Source organism: Tissierella pigra (genome assembly GCF_009695605.1).
GTDB classification, from domain to species: Bacteria; Bacillota; Clostridia; order Tissierellales; family Tissierellaceae; genus Tissierella; species Tissierella pigra.
Genome location: NZ_VUNQ01000006.1, coordinates 20,283 through 45,512 on the forward strand (window position 1 = coordinate 20,283; position 25,230 = coordinate 45,512).

Annotated in this window: 26 protein-coding genes; all 26 read right to left on the minus strand. The window is 30.3% G+C overall.

Features of this window, described 5'->3' with window-relative positions; all coding sequences use genetic code 11:
* Window positions 1–118 precede the first annotated feature (118 nt).
* The gene (locus FYJ83_RS04115; protein WP_154439077.1) at window positions 119–706 is read right to left on the minus strand and encodes a DUF3841 domain-containing protein; all 588 of its coding nucleotides are present in this window, start codon (window positions 704–706) and stop codon (window positions 119–121) included.
* A gap of 165 nt (window positions 707–871) precedes the next feature.
* On the minus strand, window positions 872–3,169 hold the full coding sequence (gene helD, locus FYJ83_RS04120; RefSeq protein ID WP_195837913.1) for an RNA polymerase recycling motor HelD: 2,298 nt from the start codon (window positions 3,167–3,169) through the stop codon (window positions 872–874).
* 272 nt (window positions 3,170–3,441) lie between these two features.
* Complete coding sequence (locus FYJ83_RS04125) at window positions 3,442–4,116, minus strand: biosynthetic peptidoglycan transglycosylase (RefSeq protein ID WP_154439079.1); 675 nt, start codon at window positions 4,114–4,116, stop codon at window positions 3,442–3,444.
* A gap of 677 nt (window positions 4,117–4,793) precedes the next feature.
* Complete coding sequence (locus FYJ83_RS04135) at window positions 4,794–6,515, minus strand: FtsX-like permease family protein (protein WP_154439080.1); 1,722 nt, start codon at window positions 6,513–6,515, stop codon at window positions 4,794–4,796.
* 4 nt (window positions 6,516–6,519) lie between these two features.
* The gene (locus tag FYJ83_RS04140) at window positions 6,520–7,218 is read right to left on the minus strand and encodes an ABC transporter ATP-binding protein (RefSeq protein ID WP_154439081.1); all 699 of its coding nucleotides are present in this window, start codon (window positions 7,216–7,218) and stop codon (window positions 6,520–6,522) included.
* Window positions 7,219–7,230: 12 nt separating this feature from the next.
* Window positions 7,231–7,632, minus strand: coding sequence for a DUF3021 family protein (locus FYJ83_RS04145; RefSeq protein ID WP_154439082.1), 402 nt, complete (start codon window positions 7,630–7,632; stop codon window positions 7,231–7,233).
* Window positions 7,633–7,639: 7 nt separating this feature from the next.
* Window positions 7,640–8,080: a LytTR family DNA-binding domain-containing protein gene (locus FYJ83_RS04150; RefSeq protein ID WP_154439083.1), complete on the minus strand. Its 441-nt coding sequence runs from the start codon at window positions 8,078–8,080 to the stop codon at window positions 7,640–7,642.
* A 366-nt stretch (window positions 8,081–8,446) separates the two neighbouring features.
* Window positions 8,447–9,982: an ABC-F family ATP-binding cassette domain-containing protein gene (locus tag FYJ83_RS04155; protein ID WP_154439084.1), complete on the minus strand. Its 1,536-nt coding sequence runs from the start codon at window positions 9,980–9,982 to the stop codon at window positions 8,447–8,449.
* Window positions 9,983–10,719: 737 nt separating this feature from the next.
* Window positions 10,720–11,286: a histidine phosphatase family protein gene (locus tag FYJ83_RS04160; RefSeq protein ID WP_154439085.1), complete on the minus strand. Its 567-nt coding sequence runs from the start codon at window positions 11,284–11,286 to the stop codon at window positions 10,720–10,722.
* Window positions 11,277–12,011: an adenosylcobinamide-GDP ribazoletransferase gene (cobS, locus tag FYJ83_RS04165; protein WP_154439086.1), complete on the minus strand. Its 735-nt coding sequence runs from the start codon at window positions 12,009–12,011 to the stop codon at window positions 11,277–11,279. Before cobS ends, FYJ83_RS04160 begins: the two co-directional genes overlap by 10 nt.
* Window positions 12,008–12,544: a bifunctional adenosylcobinamide kinase/adenosylcobinamide-phosphate guanylyltransferase gene (cobU, locus tag FYJ83_RS04170; protein ID WP_154439087.1), complete on the minus strand. Its 537-nt coding sequence runs from the start codon at window positions 12,542–12,544 to the stop codon at window positions 12,008–12,010. The genes cobS and cobU overlap by 4 nt, the downstream gene beginning before the upstream one ends.
* A gap of 13 nt (window positions 12,545–12,557) precedes the next feature.
* On the minus strand, window positions 12,558–13,631 hold the full coding sequence (cobT, locus tag FYJ83_RS04175) for a nicotinate-nucleotide--dimethylbenzimidazole phosphoribosyltransferase (RefSeq protein WP_154439088.1): 1,074 nt from the start codon (window positions 13,629–13,631) through the stop codon (window positions 12,558–12,560).
* Between the two features lie 17 nt (window positions 13,632–13,648).
* Window positions 13,649–13,903 (minus strand): cysteine-rich small domain-containing protein, encoded by a 255-nt coding sequence (locus tag FYJ83_RS04180; protein ID WP_154439089.1) that lies wholly within the window; start codon window positions 13,901–13,903, stop codon window positions 13,649–13,651.
* Entirely contained in the window at window positions 13,904–14,653 is a 750-nt protein-coding gene (cobK, locus tag FYJ83_RS04185; protein ID WP_154439090.1) for a precorrin-6A reductase, read from the minus strand. It abuts the gene before it with no gap.
* Window positions 14,650–15,372 carry a precorrin-3B C(17)-methyltransferase gene (gene cobJ, locus FYJ83_RS04190; RefSeq protein WP_154439091.1) on the minus strand — a complete coding sequence of 241 codons (723 nt, stop codon included), beginning with the start codon at window positions 15,370–15,372 and terminating at the stop codon, window positions 14,650–14,652. Before cobJ ends, cobK begins: the two co-directional genes overlap by 4 nt.
* The gene (gene cbiG, locus FYJ83_RS04195) at window positions 15,365–16,387 is read right to left on the minus strand and encodes a cobalt-precorrin 5A hydrolase (protein WP_154439092.1); all 1,023 of its coding nucleotides are present in this window, start codon (window positions 16,385–16,387) and stop codon (window positions 15,365–15,367) included. The genes cobJ and cbiG overlap by 8 nt, the downstream gene beginning before the upstream one ends.
* The gene (gene cobM / locus FYJ83_RS04200; protein WP_154439093.1) at window positions 16,384–17,139 is read right to left on the minus strand and encodes a precorrin-4 C(11)-methyltransferase; all 756 of its coding nucleotides are present in this window, start codon (window positions 17,137–17,139) and stop codon (window positions 16,384–16,386) included. Before cobM ends, cbiG begins: the two co-directional genes overlap by 4 nt.
* Window positions 17,132–17,686 (minus strand): precorrin-6Y C5,15-methyltransferase (decarboxylating) subunit CbiT, encoded by a 555-nt coding sequence (gene cbiT, locus FYJ83_RS04205; RefSeq protein WP_154439094.1) that lies wholly within the window; start codon window positions 17,684–17,686, stop codon window positions 17,132–17,134. The genes cobM and cbiT overlap by 8 nt, the downstream gene beginning before the upstream one ends.
* Window positions 17,673–18,269, minus strand: coding sequence for a precorrin-6y C5,15-methyltransferase (decarboxylating) subunit CbiE (cbiE, locus tag FYJ83_RS04210; protein WP_154439095.1), 597 nt, complete (start codon window positions 18,267–18,269; stop codon window positions 17,673–17,675). The genes cbiT and cbiE overlap by 14 nt, the downstream gene beginning before the upstream one ends.
* The gene (cbiD, locus tag FYJ83_RS04215; protein WP_154439096.1) at window positions 18,263–19,339 is read right to left on the minus strand and encodes a cobalt-precorrin-5B (C(1))-methyltransferase CbiD; all 1,077 of its coding nucleotides are present in this window, start codon (window positions 19,337–19,339) and stop codon (window positions 18,263–18,265) included. The genes cbiE and cbiD overlap by 7 nt, the downstream gene beginning before the upstream one ends.
* Entirely contained in the window at window positions 19,336–19,956 is a 621-nt protein-coding gene (locus tag FYJ83_RS04220; protein WP_154439097.1) for a precorrin-8X methylmutase, read from the minus strand. The genes cbiD and FYJ83_RS04220 overlap by 4 nt, the downstream gene beginning before the upstream one ends.
* Before the next feature lies 1 nt (window position 19,957).
* Window positions 19,958–21,277 (minus strand): cobyrinate a,c-diamide synthase, encoded by a 1,320-nt coding sequence (locus FYJ83_RS04225; protein WP_154439098.1) that lies wholly within the window; start codon window positions 21,275–21,277, stop codon window positions 19,958–19,960.
* Window positions 21,278–22,327, minus strand: a complete 1,050-nt coding sequence (locus FYJ83_RS04230) for a pyridoxal phosphate-dependent aminotransferase (protein ID WP_216585026.1) — start codon at window positions 22,325–22,327, stop codon at window positions 21,278–21,280.
* Window positions 22,328–22,363: 36 nt separating this feature from the next.
* Complete coding sequence (locus FYJ83_RS04235; RefSeq protein WP_154439099.1) at window positions 22,364–23,176, minus strand: ABC transporter ATP-binding protein; 813 nt, start codon at window positions 23,174–23,176, stop codon at window positions 22,364–22,366.
* Complete coding sequence (locus tag FYJ83_RS04240) at window positions 23,176–24,177, minus strand: FecCD family ABC transporter permease (protein WP_154439100.1); 1,002 nt, start codon at window positions 24,175–24,177, stop codon at window positions 23,176–23,178. The genes FYJ83_RS04235 and FYJ83_RS04240 overlap by 1 nt, the downstream gene beginning before the upstream one ends.
* A gap of 12 nt (window positions 24,178–24,189) precedes the next feature.
* Window positions 24,190–25,221, minus strand: coding sequence for an ABC transporter substrate-binding protein (locus tag FYJ83_RS04245; protein ID WP_154439101.1), 1,032 nt, complete (start codon window positions 25,219–25,221; stop codon window positions 24,190–24,192).
* Window positions 25,222–25,230 lie beyond the last annotated feature (9 nt).

Below are 25,230 nucleotides of genomic sequence, written 5' to 3' on the forward strand. Positions count from 1 at the left end.
CAATCAATATTTATTTAGAAATAAAAAGAAACGAATTTATCAGTTGTACGGCAAACATTAGTATCACAAGATTGAAAAAAATAACCCTTCTGTATTAATTCTCCAACACTACATAGTTTTATCTTGCTTTAAATATTTGTACCTTTTTCACTTCATCAAATCTCAACTCCCAAAATGTACCTTGAATATATTCTCCCGAGGAGTAAATTCCATTATTAAGCAGTTCTTTTATGTTGAATATTTTATCCCATGATTCTTCGATTAAATTTCGTCTTTTTTCTTTTGGTAATGAGTCCAACCATTCACATTCAGAATCCAGTTCTTCTTCATTCGTACTATTCCCTATATATCCATTGTTCAAAACATAATGCCATAACTCAAAGTCACTTAATAAGACTTTCTCATTTGGAATCTCTAATTCAATACAAGTCATTTGTTCACCTAATGGCCCGTGAGCTGAGTGTCTTAAATCTGGTTTCTTATGTTGCCCTTTATAAAGATACCATCCCCATATAGGATATATATTAGATTTATAAGAGCTATGGCCTATTCTATTTATCATTTTATCTCTAATCCAATTATATTGCTCCAAAAATGAATAATTTTCATCTTTTAAATAAAATGCTAACTTCTCATCACAGGTAACAATCTTTTCTTCTTTTAGCTTATTCCAAACATCAATTGATTGTATGGTCCATATTCTCATGCTTAAATCTCCCTATTTTTCAATTCATTTAATACTCCTTATGTTAATTTGTTTTTCCCATTGCTTATTTTAATTTTAATCCTTCATCACTTAAATTACCATGTCATTTATATTTTATCCTAAAAACACTGTAGAAAATAATATGCTGTTATCAGTGTTCAAATTTTATAAGATATTAAAATATTCACTATTAATATCTAACAGTACAGATGGCTTATCTTTATAATATATAAAAAGCTTATGCAAAGGTCTTGTTATTGAAACATATAGTAATTTTATGTGAAGTTCATTATCAATATAATTATCATTGGAGCAGTTAAACACCATAACCACATCAAATTCCAATCCTTTTGATAAATATGCAGGAATTACTACTACTCCCCCATTATAGAAAACATCCTTATCTGTGATCAAATGTATATCATCAATTAAAGTATCCTTTAGAATTTCATATACTTTTGTACTTTCTTCCGTAGTCTTACATATTATGGCAATGGACTTATGTCCTTCTTTCTTTAATTCCTTTAATCTTGAACTTATATCTTTAATAATCTCTTGGTCATTATTTTTCCTCAAAATAAAGGGTTTATCTCCAGACCTTAGTACAGGCTCTGCAAGAGTTATTTCTTCTTTTTTCCATTTCTTTATGACTTCATTAGCAAAATTCATTATTTCCATAGTTGAACGATAACATTTTTTTAACTTTAATAGTTCCTTATCACAGCTTTTAAATACATTTTCCATTAGTTCCTTCCAGTCACCTATACCCTTATATGAATGTATTCCCTGTGAAATATCACCTACTATTGTAAAAGAATCATTACTACTAAGCTGTCTTAATATATACATTTGAAGCTCACTATAGTCCTGTGCTTCATCTACTATTATATGATTGTACTTACTCTTTAAAGATAGTCCTTCTAGCTTCAAATCAAGATATGACAATGCAGCTAAATCCTCTCTTTCTAACATTCCATTATCAAATATCTTTTTAGAGTAATTGCTAATAAAATCTAATATATCTTTATCAACTTCACCATTACTATATTTCTCCAATTTCTGAGAATCTGAAAGTAAATTCTGATATAATGTTAGAATATCAAGATTCTTCCACTGATTAAAATATTCCTTTACAGCCTTATACATAGAACCTTCCAACTCTTGATTGATTCTATCTCTCTTATTATATATACGTCTAATTTTACCTCTAATGGTTTCTATATCATCTACAGAATCCTTCATCTCTTGTATTTTCCTATCACATTTTTTAGTTACTTTATCTTGAATTACTTTAACTTTTTCTGAAATATTTGCTTCCATATATTTTTGTATCCTCTTTGAACGCGGTACAACGGGAAGGTATTTATAATCTTTTTCATACATCTTTAGTACTTCATTATAGGAATATATAGTAATATCATTTATCTTTAGATCAATTTGAGGAACTAAATCTAAGGTTAAATCTACCACATATTTATCTATTATGTTTTTCAATGTCATGGAGCCTTTAAAATATGAGGTTAATTGTAAATTTCTTCTATATTCTTCTGATAATCCCTTATAATCTAGTAACTGATAAAACTTAGTTTCTGTATCTGTAAGTTTATATTCTTCACCTAATAAAGACATTACAATATCTTCAAAGGTGGACTGTTTTATTTCTTCAACTCCTAAGTCTGGCAGCACATCAGAAATATAGTTTAAAAACAGGTTGTTAGGTACTACAATCAACAACTTTTCTGCATCAAATATATCTTGATAGGTATACATAAGATATGCTATTCTATGGAGCACAATGGTAGTCTTTCCACTTCCTGCTACTCCTTGAACAATTAAGGCTTTTTCTTTATCAGCTCTTATAATATCATTTTGCTCACCTTGTATGGTATTTACAATATCCTTAAGTCTATTATCTTTCTTTTCCCATAATGCTGTTTGCAAATATTCATCCATAGGAGTAAGCCCTTTATCGAAAATATTAATTAGCTCCTTTTTCTGTATCTCATATTGTCTTTTGAGCTCCAAATCCCCTATTATCAACCCTTCAGGTGCTTTATACATTACTTCTCCTATTTCTCCGCTATAATATAAACTTGCCATAGGGGTTCTCCAGTCTATAATAAGCATTTTGTTAGTATCTTTTTTAGTTAAACTTGTTTTTCCTACATAAAAAGTTTCATGTTCATCTTTTCCAAGCTCTTTAAAATCAATTCTTCCAAAATAAGGTTTATCATCTACACTTCTCAGTTGATTAAGTTTTCTCTTATTTGCTTCATAGATCGTATTTTTTACAATTACATCATCACTATAGTTACCACCTACAGACCTTTTAAGTTTTAATAATTCCTCATCAGCCTTTTCCACTTCATCAGCAAGGTAAATTATTTCACTGTCTATAAGTTCACAAGTATCCTTTAAATATTTGTCTTCCATATTAAATTCTGGGTGATTTTTAGCTTGCATAAGACACCTCCAATATAAAATTATAAATTTAAAATAAGCCGTTAAGCGGTGAAATGACGGTACACTAATTCTATATAATATATAGAAAAAAATAAAGCCCATGATATTAATAAATATATGGCTCTATTATATGAGAAGAGTATTATATCATATAATCTCTATAATTCGTAATATTTTAAGTTATTTTTGTATATCTAATCTTTCTAAGCTAGAATATACTTACAAAAGAATTTTTCCCTAAACTCATAGTTTAAGGAAATGAAAAATCCGCCTTAAGCTTTTATTTGCTTAGGGCGGATTGCACGAGTCCATGGTAACACATAGACTGCTATTGGTTTATAAACATTTGGATTATAATTGTTTGGACTTTTCAGTGTATACACTAAAGCATATGACTGCTCAGTTGATAATTCAATGGGATCTACTCCGTAATAATAATTAGCAGCTTCTTTAATTCCATAGCATCCCTCGCCAAAATAAGCGATATTACAGTATAATTCCAGTATTTCATCTTTTGTTACCATCTTTTCAAGATCAATTGCTACAAAGACCTCTGCAATCTTACGCTCATACTTTTTATCAAAGGAAAAATATAAATTTTTCGCCAACTGTTGAGTTATTGTACTTCCTCCCTGTACCAAGGAGTCAGCCTTTAAATTATTGTATGCAGCTCTCCCTATTGCAATAAAATCAATGCCAAAATGATAATAAAATCGCTTATCCTCTGACTTTAAAACAAGTTTTAAATAGTCATCTGATATTTTATCAAGTTCAATATAATTTTCATCATCTCTAACTTGATTAATTGCATCTTCAAGATTTGTGTTATCTATAGCAGATTTATACATTTCATATCCAGTAATAATAGTCGGAGCTGTAAATATACCTAATGCAAAAATGCCCATGAGAAAAATACATATAATTAAAACAATTATTTTCTTTTTCATCTCCACCTGCTCCTTTCGTATTCTACTAATTAATTATATTATATAAACCATACATTTGCCATTAATTTACCTTACAATCGCCTAACAATTTTGTAAGAATAAGAAAGTGATAAATTTTAACCTTTTAAAGACATGAATAATATCCTTCTCACATCCCCTTCTAGATACATATTATTCTTTAAGTGTATCCCATACAATACATTATTCATTTATTTTTATGAAATTTTGCTGAACAATAAAATGGAGAGTACCCAACATAATTGGACATTTCAACCAAAGTTGGATTTTCTGTTATATTATCTTCAATCCAATCATCCATTACTAATAAAAACTTGATATGACTTGCACTACTAATAAGATTAATATGATATTAATGTTTTTGAAGTAAAAAACACCTGATGCTAAATCAGGTGACAATATTTGAATTAGTATTTGTTATATTTATTTTTATGCCTTGATAATTATTATCTAATTTCCGTCATTATTCTTCGCCATATACAAAACATCATCACCAAATCTTCCAAATAAGTCATATCCACTCTTTTCAAGTTTATGGGAAAAACCAATTGATTTAATAGATATTCCCATAATATAAGATAAGTAAGTTAAGTGGCAAGATAATTTTTTTGTAGCTAAATATTAATTGATATATAACATTTTTTTATTATTATCCAGTTTTAATTCGTATTTGTATAATGAGTTATATTTTCTCTTTTGATAATACTCTTAATTTCTCTGCTAAAAGTAATCTTCACTAATGAATAAAGCATATTTAATAAAATAAAAATAACAAATATAAATAAATAGCTTATCTGAAAAGGCATATAGTCACCAGTTTGAATAGATAATGTTTTTTGCACTGATTGAGCAATCATAATACTTGGCATAAGTGTTAACAAGAAAGTCATTCCAATAATAGGCCTATAAATATCAATCAGCAACGTTCCTATTGCTTTAGGTTTGTACCCCATTAGGTGTAAAATAAGTATATCTCTTTTGTTTTCTTGAAAATTTATTAAAAGAGCCAAATAAAGTAAAATAGAACCAACAATAAATCCAATAATTTGATTGATAACCGCACTATTTCGATTGGATACAGAGTCTCTCTCAAGATTGGCGATTTTTTGTTCATAGGTTGTTGTTATACCTTCATCACTTAATACCTCTTCTATACTTAATATACCATTGTAAACATTTGCTGGGAGGTTTAAAATCTCAGCCAACTTTTCTTTAGATATATAAATTGATTTTGATTTGGCATTAATGGCTATGTTTTCAATTATTACAGGATAGTTTTTTTCGCTAAAAGTAAGAATAATCTTGTCTCCAATATTAAAACCATATAATTCATTTAAGGCTGGAGAAATATAAACTTTATCTTTTTTAATACCATTCAGTAACTTTCCTTTTCTGTCTTGAAGAGCTAATATTTTATCATTTTGTTCTATACCGATAATCTGCTGTTCCACCTCTGTGCCATTTTGGGATTTAACAACAACATCAGAAATCAGATAATATATGGAATTATCTTTTTCTTCATCTTTTATTTTAAATTCTGTAAAATGGGTGTCAAACATATATCTATGTCCAACAGTCTGTGATAAAAATACTTTTTGACTACTGCGGTTTAGTGAATAACCCATAATAAACATAACCGTAAATCCCATAACAGCAGTAATAATAAGTAAGACTGCAATAGGCTTTCTAAATGCTATACGATAAGGAAACTTATCTTTAACAGGCAAAATTTTGACGAAACTATTTACGAATTTCAATATCCCTGAAAATCCGTACTTATTATTTACTCCAGAAAGTAAATTGCCAACCTCCATACGTCCAACAAAACCATAGCTGAAAAATGTCACAATACAAAATATAACTATTGGAGCAAGTAAGCCAATGATAATACTTGATAAATCAATATTTTTTATAAGACCTGCTAAATTATAGGACTGTTTATTTGCATTTATGAGAATATCTGATGCAAAATAACCGAAAACAAATCCAAACAATCCTCCAACAAGAGAAAGTATCGCAGTAAAGCTGACAAAATAACTCCTTAATACTCGATTTTTATACCCCAATGCCCTTAAACATCCTATTTGCTTTCCATTTGATTTATAAAATCTATAAAAGAACATAGCAAATACAAAAGATGTTAAACCTATTAAAACAATAAGAAAGTTTTTAGAAAGAATTACATTAGAATTTAATGCCTTTTGATAAAGTAATTGATTTTCACTTAAAACAGATAAAGATTTTAGCATTTTCATATTACCGTCAATTGAAAATTGTACAAAAAAATACATAAACGAAGTAAACGCACTTAGTAAAAATAATAAAAATACAAATATTTTATTTCTCACTATTTCTCTAGTAATTTGCTTAAATAAATACATGGTATCACCCCCAAATCATATTACTTGCAGATATTGGATTATGATTAATTATGTCCTCGAACAATAAGCCATCTTTAATTGTAATGATCCTATCTGCTGTTTCGGCAATTTGAAGATTATGTGTTATAAAAAGTACACTAATACCAAAAATATTCTTTAAACTATGTAAAAGTTCCACTACCTTTTTACTGTTTGACTCATCAAGGGAACCAGTAGCTTCATCACAAAATAAAATACTTGGATTTTTTATTACAGCTCTGGCAATTGCAGTACGTTGTTGCTCTCCTCCCGACATTTCAGATGGAAATTTATCAAGAATACTTTCTATTCCTAAAATACGAGTAAGTCTATCAAATGGAAGTGGCGTAGAATTAGGAGATATACCGATTTTAATATTTTCTTCAGCTGTCAGATTATTTAACAACATATAATTTTGAAAAACATACCCCACTTCATTACGTTTCCAATCTGCCAACTGACTTTCAGTAAATAATGTTAATTCTTTTCCTCTATACACCACTTTACCAGAAGTAGGTTTCAACAGCCCTGATAATATATTGAGAAGGGTTGATTTACCAGAACCGCTAGGTCCTAAAATTACAGTAAAAGTTTCCTCCTCAATCCCTAAAGAAATACCTTTTAGAATTTGTTCTTTTTTGTTAAATTCCTTTGTTATACTTTGTGATACCAATATTTTAGACATAGAAATGTTCTCCTAATCTTTCTTTATATCTCTATTTACTTTTAATCGGTTATTGATAAATGCAATATCATCATTAATTTTTATTATATTTATAAGATAGCTTATAACATATATTACTAAACCCATAATAATAACCACTAAAATAGGAGTACTGCTGTACCAATTAAAAAGATAACCTGCAAAGATGAGTATACATAGGGTAAAAGTAACATCTCGAAAAACTTCAATAATAAAATATTTACTTTCAATATTTTGGATAATATTTAATCCTAAAGCAATAATTAAATTTACAGCAAGAGCTTGATAGACACTACTAATAAACAAAAACTCCCCTCCATATAAACTTGCAATAACAGCTAATATAATTAAAGTTAGTCCTGTTGCAGCAAATATATTTGTTATTATTTTTCTCAATTTCTCATCACCTCTCCTGTAATTTTAACTTTATCTCTGCAAGATATTTACGAGTAATATATAGTCGCTCCCCATTTATAAGTGTGGCTTCCAGACGACTATTGACTAGGGGACGTATACTATCCAGCACATTCAAATTTAAAATACATGATTTGCTAATCTGTACAAAATCGCAAGAACTAAGCTGTTCCAACAACTGATATAAGCGAAACTCTGTACGATATACGGATTTTTCACAATAGACAAATGTCTTTTTATCAACACTTTCAATATAATAAATATAGGAAGCATCAATCCAAGTTTCTTGATTTTCCAAACTACATTTAATTATATTGTCAACAGATCTTATAAGTGAAACAATACGTTTAACCTTTTTATCAATTTTTGTACATTTTATAGACACTTCAAGTTCTTTTTGATTGGGGTTCTCCTCTAGTTTGATTATCATAATTCCTGCCTCCTAGTTCAATATATTACATCATATACTATAAAACAATACCTCTAAAACCAAGATGCAAATTTACTTTACTATCATGCAAAATTTATTCTAAATGCCTTTCACATAAATTCTCCTACTTTTTTACATTGTGTACATCATATTATAATATATATTAAATTACAATATATCTGAATATCTCTAAAGTTTGTTTTTTCGCATATAATAAATTCCCTCAAACATTGGTTTGAGGGAATTTATAACACACTAGATATTTAATTAAAAAACCTTTAACTTAATATTTCCTATTTTTGATATTTGTTTAAATATAGAAGTTCGCACTATTAATCTTAAATTCATAATTTGAAATATCAATACTTATGTTAGTTCTATGTTTATTACCTTGTCTACCCATGAACGATAAAATGCTTCTTCGTGGCATACTATCAATACAGTACCTCTAAAATTCTTTAAGCTATTTTTAAGTGCCTCTTTAGCAGTAGAGTCCAGATGATTTGTCGGTTCATCAAGAATTAAAAAGTTACAAGGAGATAGCATTAGTTTGCATAATTTCACTTTTGCCTGTTCCCCTCCACTTAATGTTGACACTGGCTGTATTACATGATCATTACTTATGCCACATCGTGAAAGTTGTCGGCGTACCTCTTTAATGTTTAGGGACGGATAGCATCTAGTAATTATCTCAAGGGGTGTGAGTGATGGATTTTCCCATATAATATCCTGCTCATAATATTCAATTCTCACAGAATTGTCAAATATAAACTCACCTGATATTTTTTCAATATATCCAGTTAAGGTTTTAAGCAAGGTAGATTTCCCTATTCCATTAAAACCTGTAATCACAATTTTTTGACCACCATCAATAGTAAAATTTAAAGGTGATAATAAAGGATAGTAATAACCCACCTCAAGTTTTTTTACTTTTAATGCTTCATGTGCTGAACTAGGACTTTCTAGGAAACAAAACTCTGGCTTTGAAATTGTAACAGAAGGTGGGACTATTCGTTCCATACGTTCAAGTTGTTTTCGTCTTCCCTTAGCATTTTTACTGTTTACACCTGCAATATTCTTGCGGATAAATTCCTCAGTCTCTTTGATCTGCTGCTGTTGAGCATAATATCTACGAATATGTTCCTCTCTTAAGTGTTCTTTTTGTTTCAGAAAATTAGAATATTTTCCCGTATATTTTCTGATTACTCCTCCATCAATGTCACAAATACAACTAGAAATTTTTTCGAGAAAATCATAATCATGGGAAACTACAGCAAAGGCACTAGGAAATGTAGATAGATATTCTGAAAGCCACAGAACATGCTCCTTATCCAAAAAATTTGTAGGTTCATCAAGCAGTAAAACATCTGGTTCTTCCAACAGTAGCTTCGCAAGAATTACTTTTGCTCGTTGACCACCACTTAGCTGTGAAATCAGTTTATCCCCACCAATGGCAGATAGTCCAAGTCCATTCATAACCTTTTCTATTCGTGACTCTATAATATAGAATTCTCGAACTTCCAAGATGGTTTGACACTCTGCTGCTTGTAATAAATCTTTTTCATTACCAGTAATAGCATATTTCTCGTACAGCTTATTCATCCTTTCTTCCAAGATGTATAAATTTTGAAATGCTGTTTTCAAGTACTCTATAACTGTATATTCTCCTAGAACAACTGCATGTTGATCAAGATGTCCAAGTTTTATATTTGGCTGCCAAATAATACGCCCCCTATCAGGAATGATTTCTCCTGACAACATTCCAATTAAGGTACTTTTTCCTGTACCATTCTGCCCTACAATACCCATATGTTCTCCCTTGAACAATGCAAGAGATTCATTTTTATATAATATCTTGTCTCCATAAGTATGAGACAAATTTTTAATTTCTAATAAACTCATGTTTAAAACTCCTTTCTAATAAAAAAAGCAGAAGGTCTTGTGCAAAACACACGACCTTCTGCTTCCTAATAGTACGTATTATTAACGTACATTACGGCTCAAAATTTAGTTTGAGCTCACACAAAAGGCCGCAGACAAAACATTGTCCACGGCCAATAAACCACTCATAATTACTCGGAAAATAGGTACGAAAACAAAGCGTAACAATATACGCCTAAAACAACCTATTTACCGATGAATGGAAAGCTTCATGCTTTTAGTTTAAGCTCGGTACAATGCTTCATCGGCTTCAATTGTACAGAGCAGATTTCTCTTGTCATTTGATCTATAATAATATGATTCACCATAATAACCCCCAAATTTACTACATATAAGCTTCTTTATAATATCACATTTATTTGAGATTGTAAACAATAAATAAAATAGTCTGAAATCTTATTGCGATCTTTTCTGATATTTCCCAAATATTATAATGCCTTAAATAGACTTCAGTGCTTAAAATAATATCTTTATTTACATAAGTGAAGCCATAAAATCCGTAAAGAAATCTATCTATTTGAGCAAAGGGAGTTATAAATTTTAGGATTTTGTAGCTGAATGAATTGCAGGAGTTATCCATATTCTAAACAGCAGGAACGGTATTTTTTATTATGATGTTGGTTATCTATATCATATTATTATGTACTTACAAAATACAGTCCTTCATTTATTACATTGAAGAACTGTATTTTAGATTTTTAGCTATAATTTAATTTCTTTATATATTTGAATCCATCATCTATTGATATTACATTGATACTGCCATTATCTACTTTAAATCTAAAAAAGTAATCGGGATTATCAAATATCCAACATAATGCCAGTCTTATTATACAATCATGGCAGACCAATAAAATATTATCTTCTTCTTTAGAAATCTCTTCTAAAAATTCACTTAGTCTATTATATACATCTATTAAGCTTTCCCCTTGAGAAATTACATAATTAATTGAATCTTCTACCCAATCCTTACTTTCTATAGGATAAATTTCTGATATTTCTTCAAATGTTTTTCCAGTGAATATACCAAAGTTAATTTCTCTAATTCTATCCTCTTTTATCCCCTCTAACCCTAGATTTTCTAAAGTCTCCACAGTTCTTGTTAAGGGACTATAGTATATTTTACTGTAGTCAAAATGCCTTAGTAGTTCTTTAGTCTTTTTAATTTGTTCTATACCATTATCTGTAAGTCTAGTATTATCTCTACTAAATATCTTTTTCACGTTGTCTTCTGTTTCCCCATGTCTTATCATAATTATATCCATATCATCACACTCCAAAAGCTAAGTAGAGAAATGCCCTCTCCTAATTCTATAATTGCACCATATACATCTCCTGTTAATCCATCTATTTTTTTATAAGATATAAAGGACATATATTCTCCAAATAAAAATGTAATTATAAGGGGTATGATATATTTTATGTCTAATAAAATTAATATGGCAATATATATAATTCCACTTATAAACATCATATTCTTAGGATTACTTTTATGAAATAATTCTCCTAAGCCTCCTGGTCTTCCATTCTTCTTATAAGATATTATATAACTAAGTACTAGTCTACTATTTGCAAAGGATAAGGTTATGGCTAAAGGTAAGTTTTTTACACTTGAAATCAAGATAAACTTAAATAAAATTAAAAGAATTAAGCTTATTACTCCAAAAGCCCCAATTCTACTATCTTTCATAATTTCTAGAGTTCTTTCTTTATCTCTCCCCGATAAAAATCCATCAAAGGTATCTGATAATCCGTCTAAATGTAGTCCTCCAGTCAATATAATTGTAGTTAATAATGTTAAAAAGGAGGCTAATTGAATATTATAGGGTGATATTAGGTAATAAACTAAACCTGCCAATCCTCCTATTATTGCTCCTACTAAGGGTAAGAAAAATACACTATATTTAATATTTTTTCCATTGAAATCTACATTTATATTGATAGGGATTCTCGTAAAAAACTGCAGAGAAAGTATAAGCCCTTTTATCATTTAATTTTCACCGGTATGCCACAACATACCAAATAAACCTGATCTGAAATTGAAGCTATCCTTTGGTTTATCCTTCCTTGAATGTCTCTAAATACTCTAGATATATGATGTTCCGGAACTATGGAATCTCCCACTTCATTTGTTACTAATACTAGATCATAATCTTTTTCTCTAACTTTATCTATTAAGGCTTTTAATTCCTCTATTATAGTATTTTCTATTTTATTTTGCAAATCATAGTCTATATACTCCACATCCTTAGATATATCAAACATTATATTGGAAGTAAGGACTGTTATACAATCTAAAAAGTAATTTTTTTCTTCACCTACTGCATTTTGAAGTTCATAATTTCCCTCATAGGTTCTCCACTCCTTTGGTCTAGATTCCCTATGGAGATTTATTCGTTCTGCCATTTCATTATCTGTAACCTTAGATGTGGCTATATACACCACATCTAAAGTATCTTTATATATACTTTCTGCAAATCTACTTTTCCCTGACCTTGCACCACCTGTAACTAATGTAATCATTTTACCACTCCATTTAGTCTTCTCTTATATCTACTAATGCATCACCATCTAATGACAAAGATTCAAAGGTTCCCATATTCTCCAATGTATACAATCCTGCTTCTATAATTTGAAAAGCCAGTGGACATCCTGAGCCTTCACCTAATCTCATACCTAAATTTAACATAGGTTTTAGACCTAATTTATCCATTACATACTTTGCCCCAGGTTCTCCAGATAAATGAGATGGAATTATATATTCTTTAACTAAAGGGTTTAATTTAACAGCACAAAGGGCCGCTGTAGATGATATAAATCCATCTATGACTACAGGTCTTTTGTTTTTGGCAGCGGATAAAAACAAACCGCACATACCTCCTATATCAAAACCCCCTACTTTTGCTATTACGTCAATAGGATCTTTACCATTGGGTTTATTTTTTTCTATACCTTTTCTTATTACATCTTTTTTGTTTGAATGTTGTTCATCAGTTAAACCTGCACCTTTTCCACAAGTTATATCTACATCTAAACCTGTTAAAGCTGATAAAACTGCTGCTGCAGTAGTGGTATTTCCTATACCAACTTCTCCAGTACCTAATATATCATATCCCTCACCATATAGCTTGTCCCCTGCTTCTATACCTGCTTCTATTGATTTAACTGCTTCATCATAAGTCATTGCAGGTTCTTTTACAAAGTTTTTTGTTCCATTGGCAATTTTTCTATTTATTATTTTAGGGTCATCTATTTCTCCTATTACTCCTAGATTTATAGTAACTATATCTGTACTCGTATATTTACCTAAAGTAGCAACTCCTGTTACTCCTTTTGTCATACTTTCAGTTAGTACCTTAGTAAATATCTGTGGAGCAGAGCTGACTCCTTCTTCTACTACTCCATTATCACTACACATTACAACAATTGCCTTTTTATCAATTTTGTTGTTTACTTTTCCAGTCATACCTGCTATTTTTATAGTTGCTTCTTCCAATGTACCTAGACTTCCCATTGGTTTTACTAGTCCATCCCACTGATTTCTTACTAGATTTTTCACTTCCTCATTTGTGGGTGTTATTAATTCTAAAGTATCTTTAAGTAGTTTCATATGTACACATCCTTATCTTATTTGTTTCTTTTAAGATTATTTTGTTCAATTAACTTTTTATTTATATAATCATAACCATTTGGTCTATGGGGTAAAAGACAATTAGAGCAGTCCTTCACACCATAATTTTCCATATGATTCCCGCCACAATCCTCTAATAAATATAAGGGGCAATAGCAAAACATACAATTAAACTCTTCTGTATTTTCTACTTTATGACATGGAAAATAGTCACAATCAGTATTTCTATAAAATCTATAGGAATTTTCCATTTATATCTCTCCTTTCTTATTATTTTTTTCTCTGATTATATTCTCTATTATATTTAAATCTCTAATTCCATTTTCATATCCTCTGCCTATTACTATTGGTGTTATATCTAATTCCTTGCAGGCCTTTATCTTTTCCAGAGTACCTCCTCTATGCCCACTATCTTTCATAACACAATATTTAGGATTATATTCCTCAAACATAACCTTATTATATTCCTTAGAAAATGGGCCTAATACTGCAACTATATCTTTCATCTGTACATTATATTTCTTACATTCCTCTATGCTTTCTAATGCAGGAAGTATTCTATATATAAATCTATTATTTCCTCGTATCTTTTCAAAATCTCCAATATTTTTAGAGCCTGTTGTAAAAAACACTGTTCCTGAAATCTTTGATATATATTCATAAGCTTCCTCGTAGCTTTGTAAATAGATAATATTATTTTCTACGTCTACTTTATCTCTTATATATCTAATATAATCTATTTCTAAAGTGTTTGCCACTTTTTTTGCATTTTCTGATACTATTCTAGCATAGGGATGAGTTAAATCTACTATTAAAGATATTTTGTTTTTCTTGGAAAACTCTATCATTTCCTCATAATTCATTCTCCCTATTAGAATTTTATTACTATGAAGAAATTCCTTTCCTCCATCTGTTGCCATGGTAACAATATAATTATCTATATCTTTTATCCTATTTACTATTTCTCGTGCTTCGCTGGTTCCACCTATTATCCAAATCATTTTATATTGTATCCTCTTGGTGTAATGATTTTATCACCCTTTATATAAGTGTTGGAATTTCCAATAATAAGTACGCAAAGCATATCTACTTTATCATAATCTATACTTCCTAAAGTAGTAATAATGATTTCTGTCCCTTCTCTACCTGAATTTTTAACTATACCTACTGGTGTATCAATTTTTCTATGATTTAAGATTATATTTACTGCCTTCTCTAGGTGTTCCTTTCTTCCCTTTGATTTAGGATTATATATGGAAATTACAAAATCAGCCTCAGCAGCTTTTTCTAATCTGCTTTCTATTACTTCCCAAGGAGTAAGTAAGTCAGACAAACTAATTGAGGTATAGTCGTGCATAATAGGAGAACCTAGTTCTGCTGCTGCAGAAAATGCCGCTGTAACTCCTGGTATTATTTCCACTTCTATGTCTTCTGCCAATTCTAAAATCGGCCCTGCCATTCCATAAAGACCCGAGTCCCCTGTACTTACAATTGCTGTATTTTTTCCTTCTCTAACCTTTTCTATGGCCACTTTACATCTCTCTATTTCACCTTTCATTCCTGTGGAAAAAAGTTCTTTTCCCTCTACTAAATCTCCCAAATATTCTATATAAGGAGTATAGCCTACTACCAAATCGCTTTTTTTAATTACTTCCACCGCTTTATAAGTCATATGTTCTCTACCGCCTGGTCCTATGCCTACTACATATAATTTAGCCATTTCTTATCTCCTTTGATATGGATATTGTAATACCATTATATTTTGATTTCTCTTTAATTAATTTTCCTCCAAGTAAGTATGCGGAAGGCTCTGATACTGAATAAACGCCTATTGTATCTTTCACAAACTGAGATTTCTCAAATTTATCTTCTACCTCTTTTATTTCCTCTATGGTAAATATTTTAATTGGACAATTAAAATATTTTGCAGCTTCTATAATACCTTCTTCATCTTTTTTTACTTCTACTGTACCAATAGCTTGTATACTATTCTCTGAAAGATTTAATTCCTTCATGGCAGATTTTACAGATTCAATAATTCTTTTTCCCTCTACTCCTTTTCTACATCCAATTCCAATATTTATATTTCTAGGTCTTAGATATATATAGGGAATATTTATATTTTCAATCTGTTGGTTTTCTGAACTTACTATAACTAAACCTTCTATTTCAGAAGGTATATTGTTTAAATCTTTAACTGTTACTATATTGGGATAATTAATTGTTTTATTATCTTCAGAATAAAATCCCAAGGTCTTCCCATTTACCATGATTCCAGTTATTTTAGTCACCAATTTCATATTATCCATATAATAGTTGTTTTTCTTAGCAAATATATCTATTGCCTCTATGCCTCTATTATCAGATGCAGTAGTTATAACTGGCATAGCATCTATTGCTTTTGCAATCCAATTAGAAAGCTCATTTGCCCCACCTAAATGTCCTGACAATAAAGATATGGAAAATCTGCCACAGTCATCTATGACTACTATTGCTGGATCCATAGTTTTGTTTTTTATATATGAATTTATCATTCGTATGGCTATGCCAGTAGATGAAATAAACACTAATCCATTATATTCTTTCCAGATATAATCCAATCGACTTTTTATTCCGCCTTCTATTTCATCATTTGAATAATGATGAAATAGATATTTTCCCTTTTCACTAAGGGTTTTTAATTTGTCACCTATTTCTTTACCTTTATGGGTAAAGGATAGACAGGCTATTTTCATTGAGATGCACTCCTAAACTTATGGGTAAAACTAGGGTCATATAATTTTGACCTTTCATACTCTCCTTCTATGAAATTGCCTACTAATATTTGTGCCATTTTATTGATATTCTTCTCTTTTACCTTTTCCTCTATATTAGAAAGAGTACCAAATAATATATCTTCATCTTCCCATGTAGCTTTATATACTACTGCTACAGGTATATCGTCTCTGCCATATCCTTTTACTAGTTTTTCTACTACTCTGCCTATTTCCTGTACTGATAAAAATATTGCCATGGAAGCCTTGTGTTTAGCTAAACTTTCTAAGTCCTCTTCCTTTGGCACTGGAGTACGTCCTTCTATACGAGTAAGTATTACAGTTTGACTTACATCAGGTAATGTAAATTCTCTCTTTATGGAAGCACAAGCAGCAGTAAAGGAACTTACTCCAGGTATTACCTCATACCCTATTCCCTTACTGTTCAATAAATCCATTTGCTCTCTTATGGCTCCATATATAGTAGGATCTCCTGTATGTAATCTAACTACCTTTAGATTGTCTCTTATGGATATTTCCATTACTTCAATTACTTCCTCTAAAGTCATTGAAGCTGAATCGTATAGTTTAGCCCCTTCCTTGCAAAACTCTAGATGCTCCTTAGATACTAATGAACCTGCATATATAATAACATCTGCTTCTTCTAAAAGCCTTCTTCCCTTTACTGTGATTAAATCCACATTCCCTGGCCCTGCACCTACAAAGCTAATCATTATCCTTCACTCCCTTTACTATAAATATGGGATTTTGTCCCTTTAAAAGTCCTATTTTATCCATGGTAGATACTTGAATAAGTTGTACTTCTATATCTCTATATCTATACTTATTAAGTAGCTCTATAAAATTATTTAAGTTTTTAATAGTTATAAAATTTCCACATACTATTCCATTATCTTCTAAGTTTATATCTAAATAAGAAAATATTCCTTCCAATTGACCACCACTGCCACCTATAAAACATTTATTTATCTTTATATTAGGTAAATCCTCTGGTGCTTGTCCTTTTATTATATCAATATCTACACCAAACTTTTCTCTGTTGGTCTTTATTAGTTCTACTCCTTCTTCTTCCCTCTCTATGGCATAAACCCTTGCTCCATGAAGAGCTGCTTCTATAGATATGGAACCTGTACCTGCTCCTATATCTAAAAATCTATCTCCTTTTTCTATGGCTAAATATCCTAAAGTTAGGATTCTAATATTAAATTTAGTCATAGGAATATTTCCTCTTATGAAATCTTCATCTTTAATCCATTTCATTTTCAATTACCACCACCCCAAGGGAAGAAATATCTTCTATTTCTTCTCCTATGTTTCTTACTATTATTTTTTCATCATCATAAGACAGATTAAATCCTGCATATATTTTTCCTTTAATATTTAATCTATATAAATCCTTAGATATTTTGCTAGGCAAATTATCTTTATCTATAAGAAGTATACTAAGTCTATTGTCCTTAATACTTTCCAAACCTCCACTTCTGCCATGGAGAGACAAAAATACTCCTTCTTGCCATGATCTTTGAAGCTTTGCCATCATATATTGAAATGAAGAAATTCCAGGCAATACTTCCTTTACCCTCAGTCCTTTTTTCTTTAGAAATTCTACTATTCCAAAAAAATTAGGATCTCCTGAGGCAAGTAACAATATTTCTTTTTCATCATCTATGTAATTTAATATTTCTTCTACTTTATTTACTTCTACAATATCATCTCTAATATCTTTAAGAGAGTTTGCAATTCTTCCAAAGGCTAAAATATGTTCGGTATTTTCTATTTTTTCTCTTACATCATAAGTTAAATAATTTGGATTCCCCGGGCCTATTCCTGCTACTATTAACATATATTCGTACCTCTTTCCATGGAATATATAATTACTTTTACATTATAATCTTCATCTTTTAAATACTTTCGTATTCTTTCCTCTGCTCCCTTTTCCATACGCTTTACAACACTGCCATAACCTGCTTCTATACATATATTTAATCCTTCTTCTGCTGTTACTGCATTATTTACTTTATTAAGCAATTCAACTGGGGCACCCATAAAAGATAAATAATATATAAACGCCTCCATTCTTCCATCGCATACCTTACTATGAGTATTAAATACACCTATGGCTAGTTTAGCAAATTTACCTATATGACCTATTAAAGTCATGGATTTAAACCCTTTATTATAAACATATAGTAGACTATCTCCTATAAAGTTTGATATTTTTACCTTTGGTTCTTTAATTCCCAATTCTTCTCCTATTTTTTCCCCATAATTACCTGGTACTAAAACTATATTATCTTTTCCCTGATCTTCTTCTATCATATCCACTTCCATATATATGGTTTTTATAAGGGCTTCTTCACTCATAGGATATACTATTCCCTTAGTTCCAATAATAGATATACCCCCTTCAATACCTATGTTTTTATTAAAAGTCTTTTTCCCAATTTCTTCTCCTTGGGGGGCAAATATAACTATGTCATAGCCATTATTTGAAACTTCCCTTACTTCCTTTTCTATCATCTTTCTAGGTACTGGATTAATAGCCGCTTCTCCTACTTCTCCAAATAATCCTTTTCTCTTTATTCTTCCAATACCTTCTCCACCTTCTATGAAAACTTCTCCATCATTTCTCTTAGAAACCTCTGCATATATTTCTATACCATCTGTATTATCTGGGTCATCTCCAGCATCTTTTACAATGGAACATATAGCCTTATTCCCTTCAATAACTGGATTAGTTACTTCAAGTTTTAGTCTAATATTAGCTGGTGTATCTATTTCCACATAGTTTATTACACCTTTTTCTTCCAGCATAATAGCTGCTGCCTTAGCTGCTGCCGCTGCACAGGAACCTGTAGTATAGCCACATCTTAAACTTTTTCCTTCTTTAACTACATACAAATCTAAAGTCATCTTCCTACCACCATATATAATAGAGCATTAATAATAGAAGCAGCCACATTACTCCCACCCTTAGTACCTACTGTAGATATAGATGGAATGTCAAATTCTCTTAAATATTCCTTTGACTCCGCTGCACCAACAAAGCCTACAGGCACTCCTACAATTAGTTTAGGATTTGCTTTTCCTTCCTTCACCAACTCCAATATCCTAAACAATGCAGTAGGCGCATTTCCTACTACAAATATGTCTATACCTTCCTCTATGGCTAAATCCACTGCACAAGCCGACCTTGTAGTTCCCAATGCTTTAGACATTTCAAATACTCTTTCATCATCTATGAAACATTTCAATTCACAATTTGCCTTTTTGAGAGCAGGTTTATTGATTCCCATATATGCCATCTTTGTATCTGTAAAAATTGTAGTTCCTTTGAATATAGCCTTTTTTCCTTCTTCTATGAAATCATTTTTAAATACTATTATATTTCTATAGTCAAAATCTCCAGTTGTATGAATCATTCTCTTAGCTATTATCTTTTCTTCTTCTGAAAAACTAGTGTCATTCATGACTTCATCTATAATATCCATACTTTTGTTTTCTATTTCCATAGGATTTTTTATATACATTTTATCCCTCTTTTCTTATGTTTTCTGCCATATCCAACAAATAATTAAAAGCATTTATATTTCCAAGGAAATTAATATGCTGATAGTATCCTAATACATTTTTATAAGTATAACCACATTCCCAAAATCTATTGTTATTCATTGGCTTTGTAATATGAAATACTGGCTGTTCGTCAGTATCTACTTGAGAACGGTGATATTCATTTCCTGTAACAGTAGTGCCTTTTTTTCCTATTATTGTATCCTCTTTTAATTCTATATTTACATATCCAAATCTCTGTAGTCTATTTGTCATAATAGCATTTCCACTAAATATATTACACATGGGAATATCTTCTATAGATGTTAAAAGATACATTAATCCTCCTGCCTCTGCTATAATAGGTATACCTTTTTCTGCATTTTCCCTTATATCATTTATCATAAATACATTAGATGATAACTCCTCTTTATATAGTTCTGGATATCCTCCACCTATATATATAATATCAGCCTTTGGAACTTTCTTATCCTTCATAGGTGAAAAATATTCTATATTACATATATTCTCTAATAACTTTAAATTCTCATTATAGTAAAAATTAAATGCTTTATCATAGGCTAAGGCAACAGTTATATTTCTTTTTTCAGGATAGTTATATGGCTCCAGTTCTATATTATTAGTCAAATCAAGTATTCGATCTATATTTACTGTGTTTTCTAAGGCTTCCGCCGCCTTTGATATTAAATATTCAGACTGTTGATTTTCATGAACCTGTTTTAATCCTAAATATCTACTATCAATTTCTAAAGATGTATCCTTAGGTAAATATCCTAATACTTCTATATTTATATATTCTTCTACTTTTTCTTTCAATAAAAGAAACATATTTTTATCCACTTTATTAAATATAATCCCTTTAATCCTTGAATCAGAAAATTCCACCATACCTTTTATTTTGGGAATTGCCGAAAACATTTCTCCCTCTGGTTTATATACCAATATAGCAGGAATATCTAACTCCTTAGATATATGAAAGCTTGAGTTTTCATAAGTATTATATATTCCATCAAAATACCCCATTACCCCTTCTACAACACCATAATCTCCTAAATTCATCTCTAAAGAATTTCTTATGCCATCTTTCCCCATTAAATGTATATCAAGATTTCCTGCTTTTTTATTTGAGGCTTGTTCTAGATATTTTGTATCTATAAAATCAGGACCTGTCTTAAATGCAGATATATTGAAACCTCTATTTTTTATGGCTCTAATTAGTCCAAGGGTTATAGTTGTTTTTCCTGTATTACTTGATGGAGCTGTAATCATTACGGTTCTCATCTATTTATTCTCCAATTCTTTAAGAATTTCCATAAGTTTTATATTATTTTCTCTGCTCTTTACAGCAACTCTAATATGATTATTATCTAATCCAATAAAGCTGGAACATTTTCTAATAACTATTCCTCTCTCTAAGAAAAACTTAAATACATATTCTTCATTCCAATTCAATAATTCAATTAAAATATAATTGGTTTCAGTAGGATATACTCTTATTCCTTCTATATTAGATAATTCCTTAAAAAGATAGTCTCTTTCTTTTTTTATATACTCTTTACTTTCTTCTATATATTCCTCATTGTGAAATATATAGTTTCCTGCTGATTCCGCCAACGAATTTATGCTCCATGGTAATTCTATATTAGATATTTTCTCAACTAAATCAACAGAAGTACATCCATATCCTAATCTAATACCAGGTAATGCAAAAAACTTTGTAGCAGCCCTTATGATGCCTAAGTTTTCATAATTTGTATTTCTAAAAACTTCAATACTATCATAATCCATAGGGCAGAACTCAAAAAACGCTTCATCTAATAATAAATATGACTTAGTTTTTTTTATTAAATCATATAGCATTATTAACTCTATTTTATCTATCCTAAGACCAGTAGGATTATTGGGGTTACCTAATATTACTAAATCACCTTTCTGTATTTTGCTCCCTATGGCTAGAATATCTATTGTAAAATCATCCTTATAAGGTACTCTAATTACTTCTTTTCCATGAACAATAGCTCTTTTTTCATATTCTGAAAAAGAAGGTGTACAGACAAATACCCTATTGGATAATATTATAAAATTATCTATTAGCTCTACTGCTCCATTACCAACTACAATATTCTCATCATTACATTTTAAGTAACTAGATATAGATTTCTTTAATTTTCTATATTTAATATCTGGATATGCTTCAAGACTATTAAAACTATCTATTAAAATCTTTTCCAATCCCTTTGGTGGTCCTAAAGGATTTATATTACTGCTATAATCTATTAATTCTCCATCATAATAGTCTTCGTAGGATAACAAGTCTCCTCCATGCTCCACTTCATCACCTTCTTTATATAATATTATCTTATGGACTCAAACTAAGTTTAAATCATTATTTGTTGAATTCAAACTCAATTTATGTGGTATAAAATATGGACAGCGATTTATTTCGTCTTCATATATATGTGCCTCTATTCTAAATACGTCTTTTAATAATTTAGCTTGTAATATATCACTAGGTTTCCCATATTCGCAAATTTCTCCATTTTTCAATACATAGATATTATTTGAATATCTAGCCGCTTGATTTAAATCATGTAAAACCATTATTACTGTAATGCCTAAAGATTCGTTTAGCTCCTTTACTAGCTCTAATACTTCCAGTTGATAAGATATATCTAAATATGTAGTAGGTTCATCAAGGATTAGTATTTTAGGTTTCTGTGCCAGTGCCATCGCTATCCAAGCCCTCTGTCTTTCTCCTCCAGATAGTGTTGCTATATATCTATCCTTAAGCTTCACAAGTCCAGTCTTTTTAATCGCCCAATTAATAATATCTTTATCATTTTTGTTTATTCTTTTACCAAAGCTTAAATGTGGGTATCTGCCATAGGATACAAGATTTTCTATGGTAACATCGGCTGATACATTTTTCACCTGTGGTAATACGGCTACTTCCCTTGCTATTTTCTTTGTAGGTATTTGAGATATATCCTTTCCATCAAGATATATCTCTCCCGAATAAGCCTTTATATATCTTGACAATGATTTAATGAGAGTAGTTTTACCCGATCCATTTGGTCCAATTATAGTAACTATTTCTCCATTGCTCACTCTAAAGTTAATATCCTTTAATACTAGCTTTTCACCATATTTAACCTGTAAGCTTTTTGTTTCCATACTCATTATCTCATTGCCTCCTTTTTCCTTAATAAATAAAGAAAAAATGGTGCTCCTAATGCTGACATTATAATACCTACTGGAATCTCCATTGGTGCAAATAATATTCTTGACAAAGTATCACAAATCATCACAATAGATGCACCAAAAAATATAGTTCCTAGAAAGAGGTATCTATAATCTGAGCCAATAAATAATCTTGTCATATGCGGTACAATAAGTCCAACAAAACCTAATAGACCTACTACTGATACTGCTGCTCCTGCTAGTAAGGAGGATATTATGATAAAAACAAATCTAGTCCTTTCAACTCTTAATCCTAATCCTGTAGCAACTTCGTCTCCTAGCATAAGGATATTTAATTTATCTGGTAGGAATAATATCAATATCATACCTAGAATTGCATAGGGTAAAATCATCCTTACATCTTTCCAAGTTATAGCCGAAAGACCTCCAACCATAAATCCTAAAACTCCATGAACTCTATCAGGAAAAAAGGTCATAAGAGCATTTGTACCTGCACTAAATAAGGATGAAACAGCTACCCCAGCTAAGACTAATCTAGTAGGAAGTACTCCCTCTTTCCATGCCAAAGAATATATAAACAAAGTAGCTGACAGGGCACCAATAAATGCACCTATGGGGACGAGATAATAATAGCTTGGAAAAATTATAAGAATAACAAGGGCAAAAAATCCTCCCCCAGAGGATACTCCTATAATATTAGGTCCTGCCAAGGGATTTCTCATTATTCCTTGTAATATAGCACCAGATAATGACAAACATATGCCTACTAATGCTGCAACTATGGTTCTTGGTAATCTTACATTCCATATTATTTGATAGTTAACTGTACCTTTCTCATATAAAATTGACTTAATTATTCCTATGGGACTTATTTGTACTGCTCCATTGCCAACACTGAAGAAAAAGCTGACTATGAATAAGATAATAAAGACAGTAATTATTGTCTTTTTCTTAGATTCCTCTTTTGTATATTTAATCATAGCCTCTCCTTTTTATTTAAATACTTCTGGGTATAAAATCTTAGCTAGTCCTTCATATGCTTCTGCGTATCTATGATTTGGTTTAAACATATAAAGATCCTTTGGTAGAATCACATATCTATCGTTCTTAACTGCTGAAAGAGATGCCCATGCAGGATTGGACTCCACATCTTCTTTAATTCTTTCCATTACCTTATCCATATCATTTCCTGTAGTTTGTACAAATATGAAATCTGGATCTTCTTCCAGTATCTTCTCAATACTAAAATTTTTATCACTTAGCATATCATTAGATGTATCTGCAATATTTATGGTATTCAAATCCTTTAACATCTCTCCAACTGTAGAATCTGAACCTCTAGCAGTAACAGATTTAGCACTGGCCATCATTATAAGTACTTTATTTTCCTTATCTTTTGGTGATTTTTCAATTATACTGTCTATTTCATTTTTAACCTTTAGGACATTTTCTTCGTATAAATCTTCTCTTTCATTAAGAGCAGAAAATAATCTTGCTAATTTAAAATAATCCTCTTTAACATAGTATTCCATTGCTATAAATGGTATATTATTCTCTTCAAATGAAGGAACTAATTCTATTTGTGATTTTTGAGTTGATATTAAAACTACTAAGTCAGGACTTAATGACAGTATCTTCTCTAAACTTATGGAGCCAAGAGCTCCTACAATTTCAGCATCATCAGTTCCTGATATTATTTCTTGACCAACAGAATCTTCTAACTTACCTATTACTTTACCACCGTTTTTCATCCATATATCTAAATAGTAGTTATATATAACTACTACTTTTTCAGGATTTTTATTTAAAGTAACTTCTTCTCCCCTACCATCTACAAAGGACACAGTTTTATCTGTAATTGTTATTCCATATTCCTCTTTTATATCTTCATTTATTTCTAGTGGTTGTGAGTCACCTTCTGTTTGCACTATCGGTTCATTATTTTCTTTGGTTTTACAAGCTGTTAATATGGTTGCCATTAATATAAATACTAGTAACAGCGATAATATTTTTTTGTTTTTCATTGTTGTCCT

Bases quoted from the DNA above. Each gene is read 5' to 3' on its own strand.
- FYJ83_RS04115 (WP_154439077.1), bottom strand. From the start codon at position 706: ATGAGAATATGGACCATACAATCAATTGATGTTTGGAATAAGCTAAAA.
- helD (WP_195837913.1), bottom strand. From the start codon at position 3,169: ATGCAAGCTAAAAATCACCCAGAATTTAATATGGAAGACAAATATTTA.
- FYJ83_RS04125 (WP_154439079.1), bottom strand. From the start codon at position 4,116: ATGAAAAAGAAAATAATTGTTTTAATTATATGTATTTTTCTCATGGGC.
- FYJ83_RS04135 (WP_154439080.1), bottom strand. From the start codon at position 6,515: ATGTATTTATTTAAGCAAATTACTAGAGAAATAGTGAGAAATAAAATA.
- FYJ83_RS04140 (WP_154439081.1), bottom strand. From the start codon at position 7,218: ATGTCTAAAATATTGGTATCACAAAGTATAACAAAGGAATTTAACAAA.
- FYJ83_RS04150 (WP_154439083.1), bottom strand. From the start codon at position 8,080: ATGATAATCAAACTAGAGGAGAACCCCAATCAAAAAGAACTTGAAGTG.
- FYJ83_RS04155 (WP_154439084.1), bottom strand. From the start codon at position 9,982: ATGAGTTTATTAGAAATTAAAAATTTGTCTCATACTTATGGAGACAAG.
- FYJ83_RS04160 (WP_154439085.1), bottom strand. From the start codon at position 11,286: ATGGATATAATTATGATAAGACATGGGGAAACAGAAGACAACGTGAAA.
- cobS (WP_154439086.1), bottom strand. From the start codon at position 12,011: ATGATAAAAGGGCTTATACTTTCTCTGCAGTTTTTTACGAGAATCCCT.
- cobU (WP_154439087.1), bottom strand. From the start codon at position 12,544: ATGATTACATTAGTTACAGGTGGTGCAAGGTCAGGGAAAAGTAGATTT.
- cobT (WP_154439088.1), bottom strand. From the start codon at position 13,631: ATGAAACTACTTAAAGATACTTTAGAATTAATAACACCCACAAATGAG.
- FYJ83_RS04180 (WP_154439089.1), bottom strand. From the start codon at position 13,903: ATGGAAAATTCCTATAGATTTTATAGAAATACTGATTGTGACTATTTT.
- cobK (WP_154439090.1), bottom strand. From the start codon at position 14,653: ATGATTTGGATAATAGGTGGAACCAGCGAAGCACGAGAAATAGTAAAT.
- cobJ (WP_154439091.1), bottom strand. From the start codon at position 15,372: ATGGCTAAATTATATGTAGTAGGCATAGGACCAGGCGGTAGAGAACAT.
- cbiG (WP_154439092.1), bottom strand. From the start codon at position 16,387: ATGAAAATAGCCTGTCTATCCTTTACCCATAAAGGTAAAGAAATAGGT.
- cobM (WP_154439093.1), bottom strand. From the start codon at position 17,139: ATGATTAGCTTTGTAGGTGCAGGGCCAGGGAATGTGGATTTAATCACA.
- cbiT (WP_154439094.1), bottom strand. From the start codon at position 17,686: ATGAAATGGATTAAAGATGAAGATTTCATAAGAGGAAATATTCCTATG.
- cbiE (WP_154439095.1), bottom strand. From the start codon at position 18,269: ATGTTAATAGTAGCAGGAATAGGCCCGGGGAATCCAAATTATTTAACT.
- cbiD (WP_154439096.1), bottom strand. From the start codon at position 19,339: ATGACTTTAGATTTGTATGTAGTTAAAGAAGGAAAAAGTTTAAGATGT.
- FYJ83_RS04220 (WP_154439097.1), bottom strand. From the start codon at position 19,956: ATGTATATAAAAAATCCTATGGAAATAGAAAACAAAAGTATGGATATT.
- FYJ83_RS04225 (WP_154439098.1), bottom strand. From the start codon at position 21,277: ATGAGAACCGTAATGATTACAGCTCCATCAAGTAATACAGGAAAAACA.
- FYJ83_RS04235 (WP_154439099.1), bottom strand. From the start codon at position 23,176: ATGAGTATGGAAACAAAAAGCTTACAGGTTAAATATGGTGAAAAGCTA.
- FYJ83_RS04240 (WP_154439100.1), bottom strand. From the start codon at position 24,177: ATGATTAAATATACAAAAGAGGAATCTAAGAAAAAGACAATAATTACT.
- FYJ83_RS04245 (WP_154439101.1), bottom strand. From the start codon at position 25,221: ATGAAAAACAAAAAAATATTATCGCTGTTACTAGTATTTATATTAATG.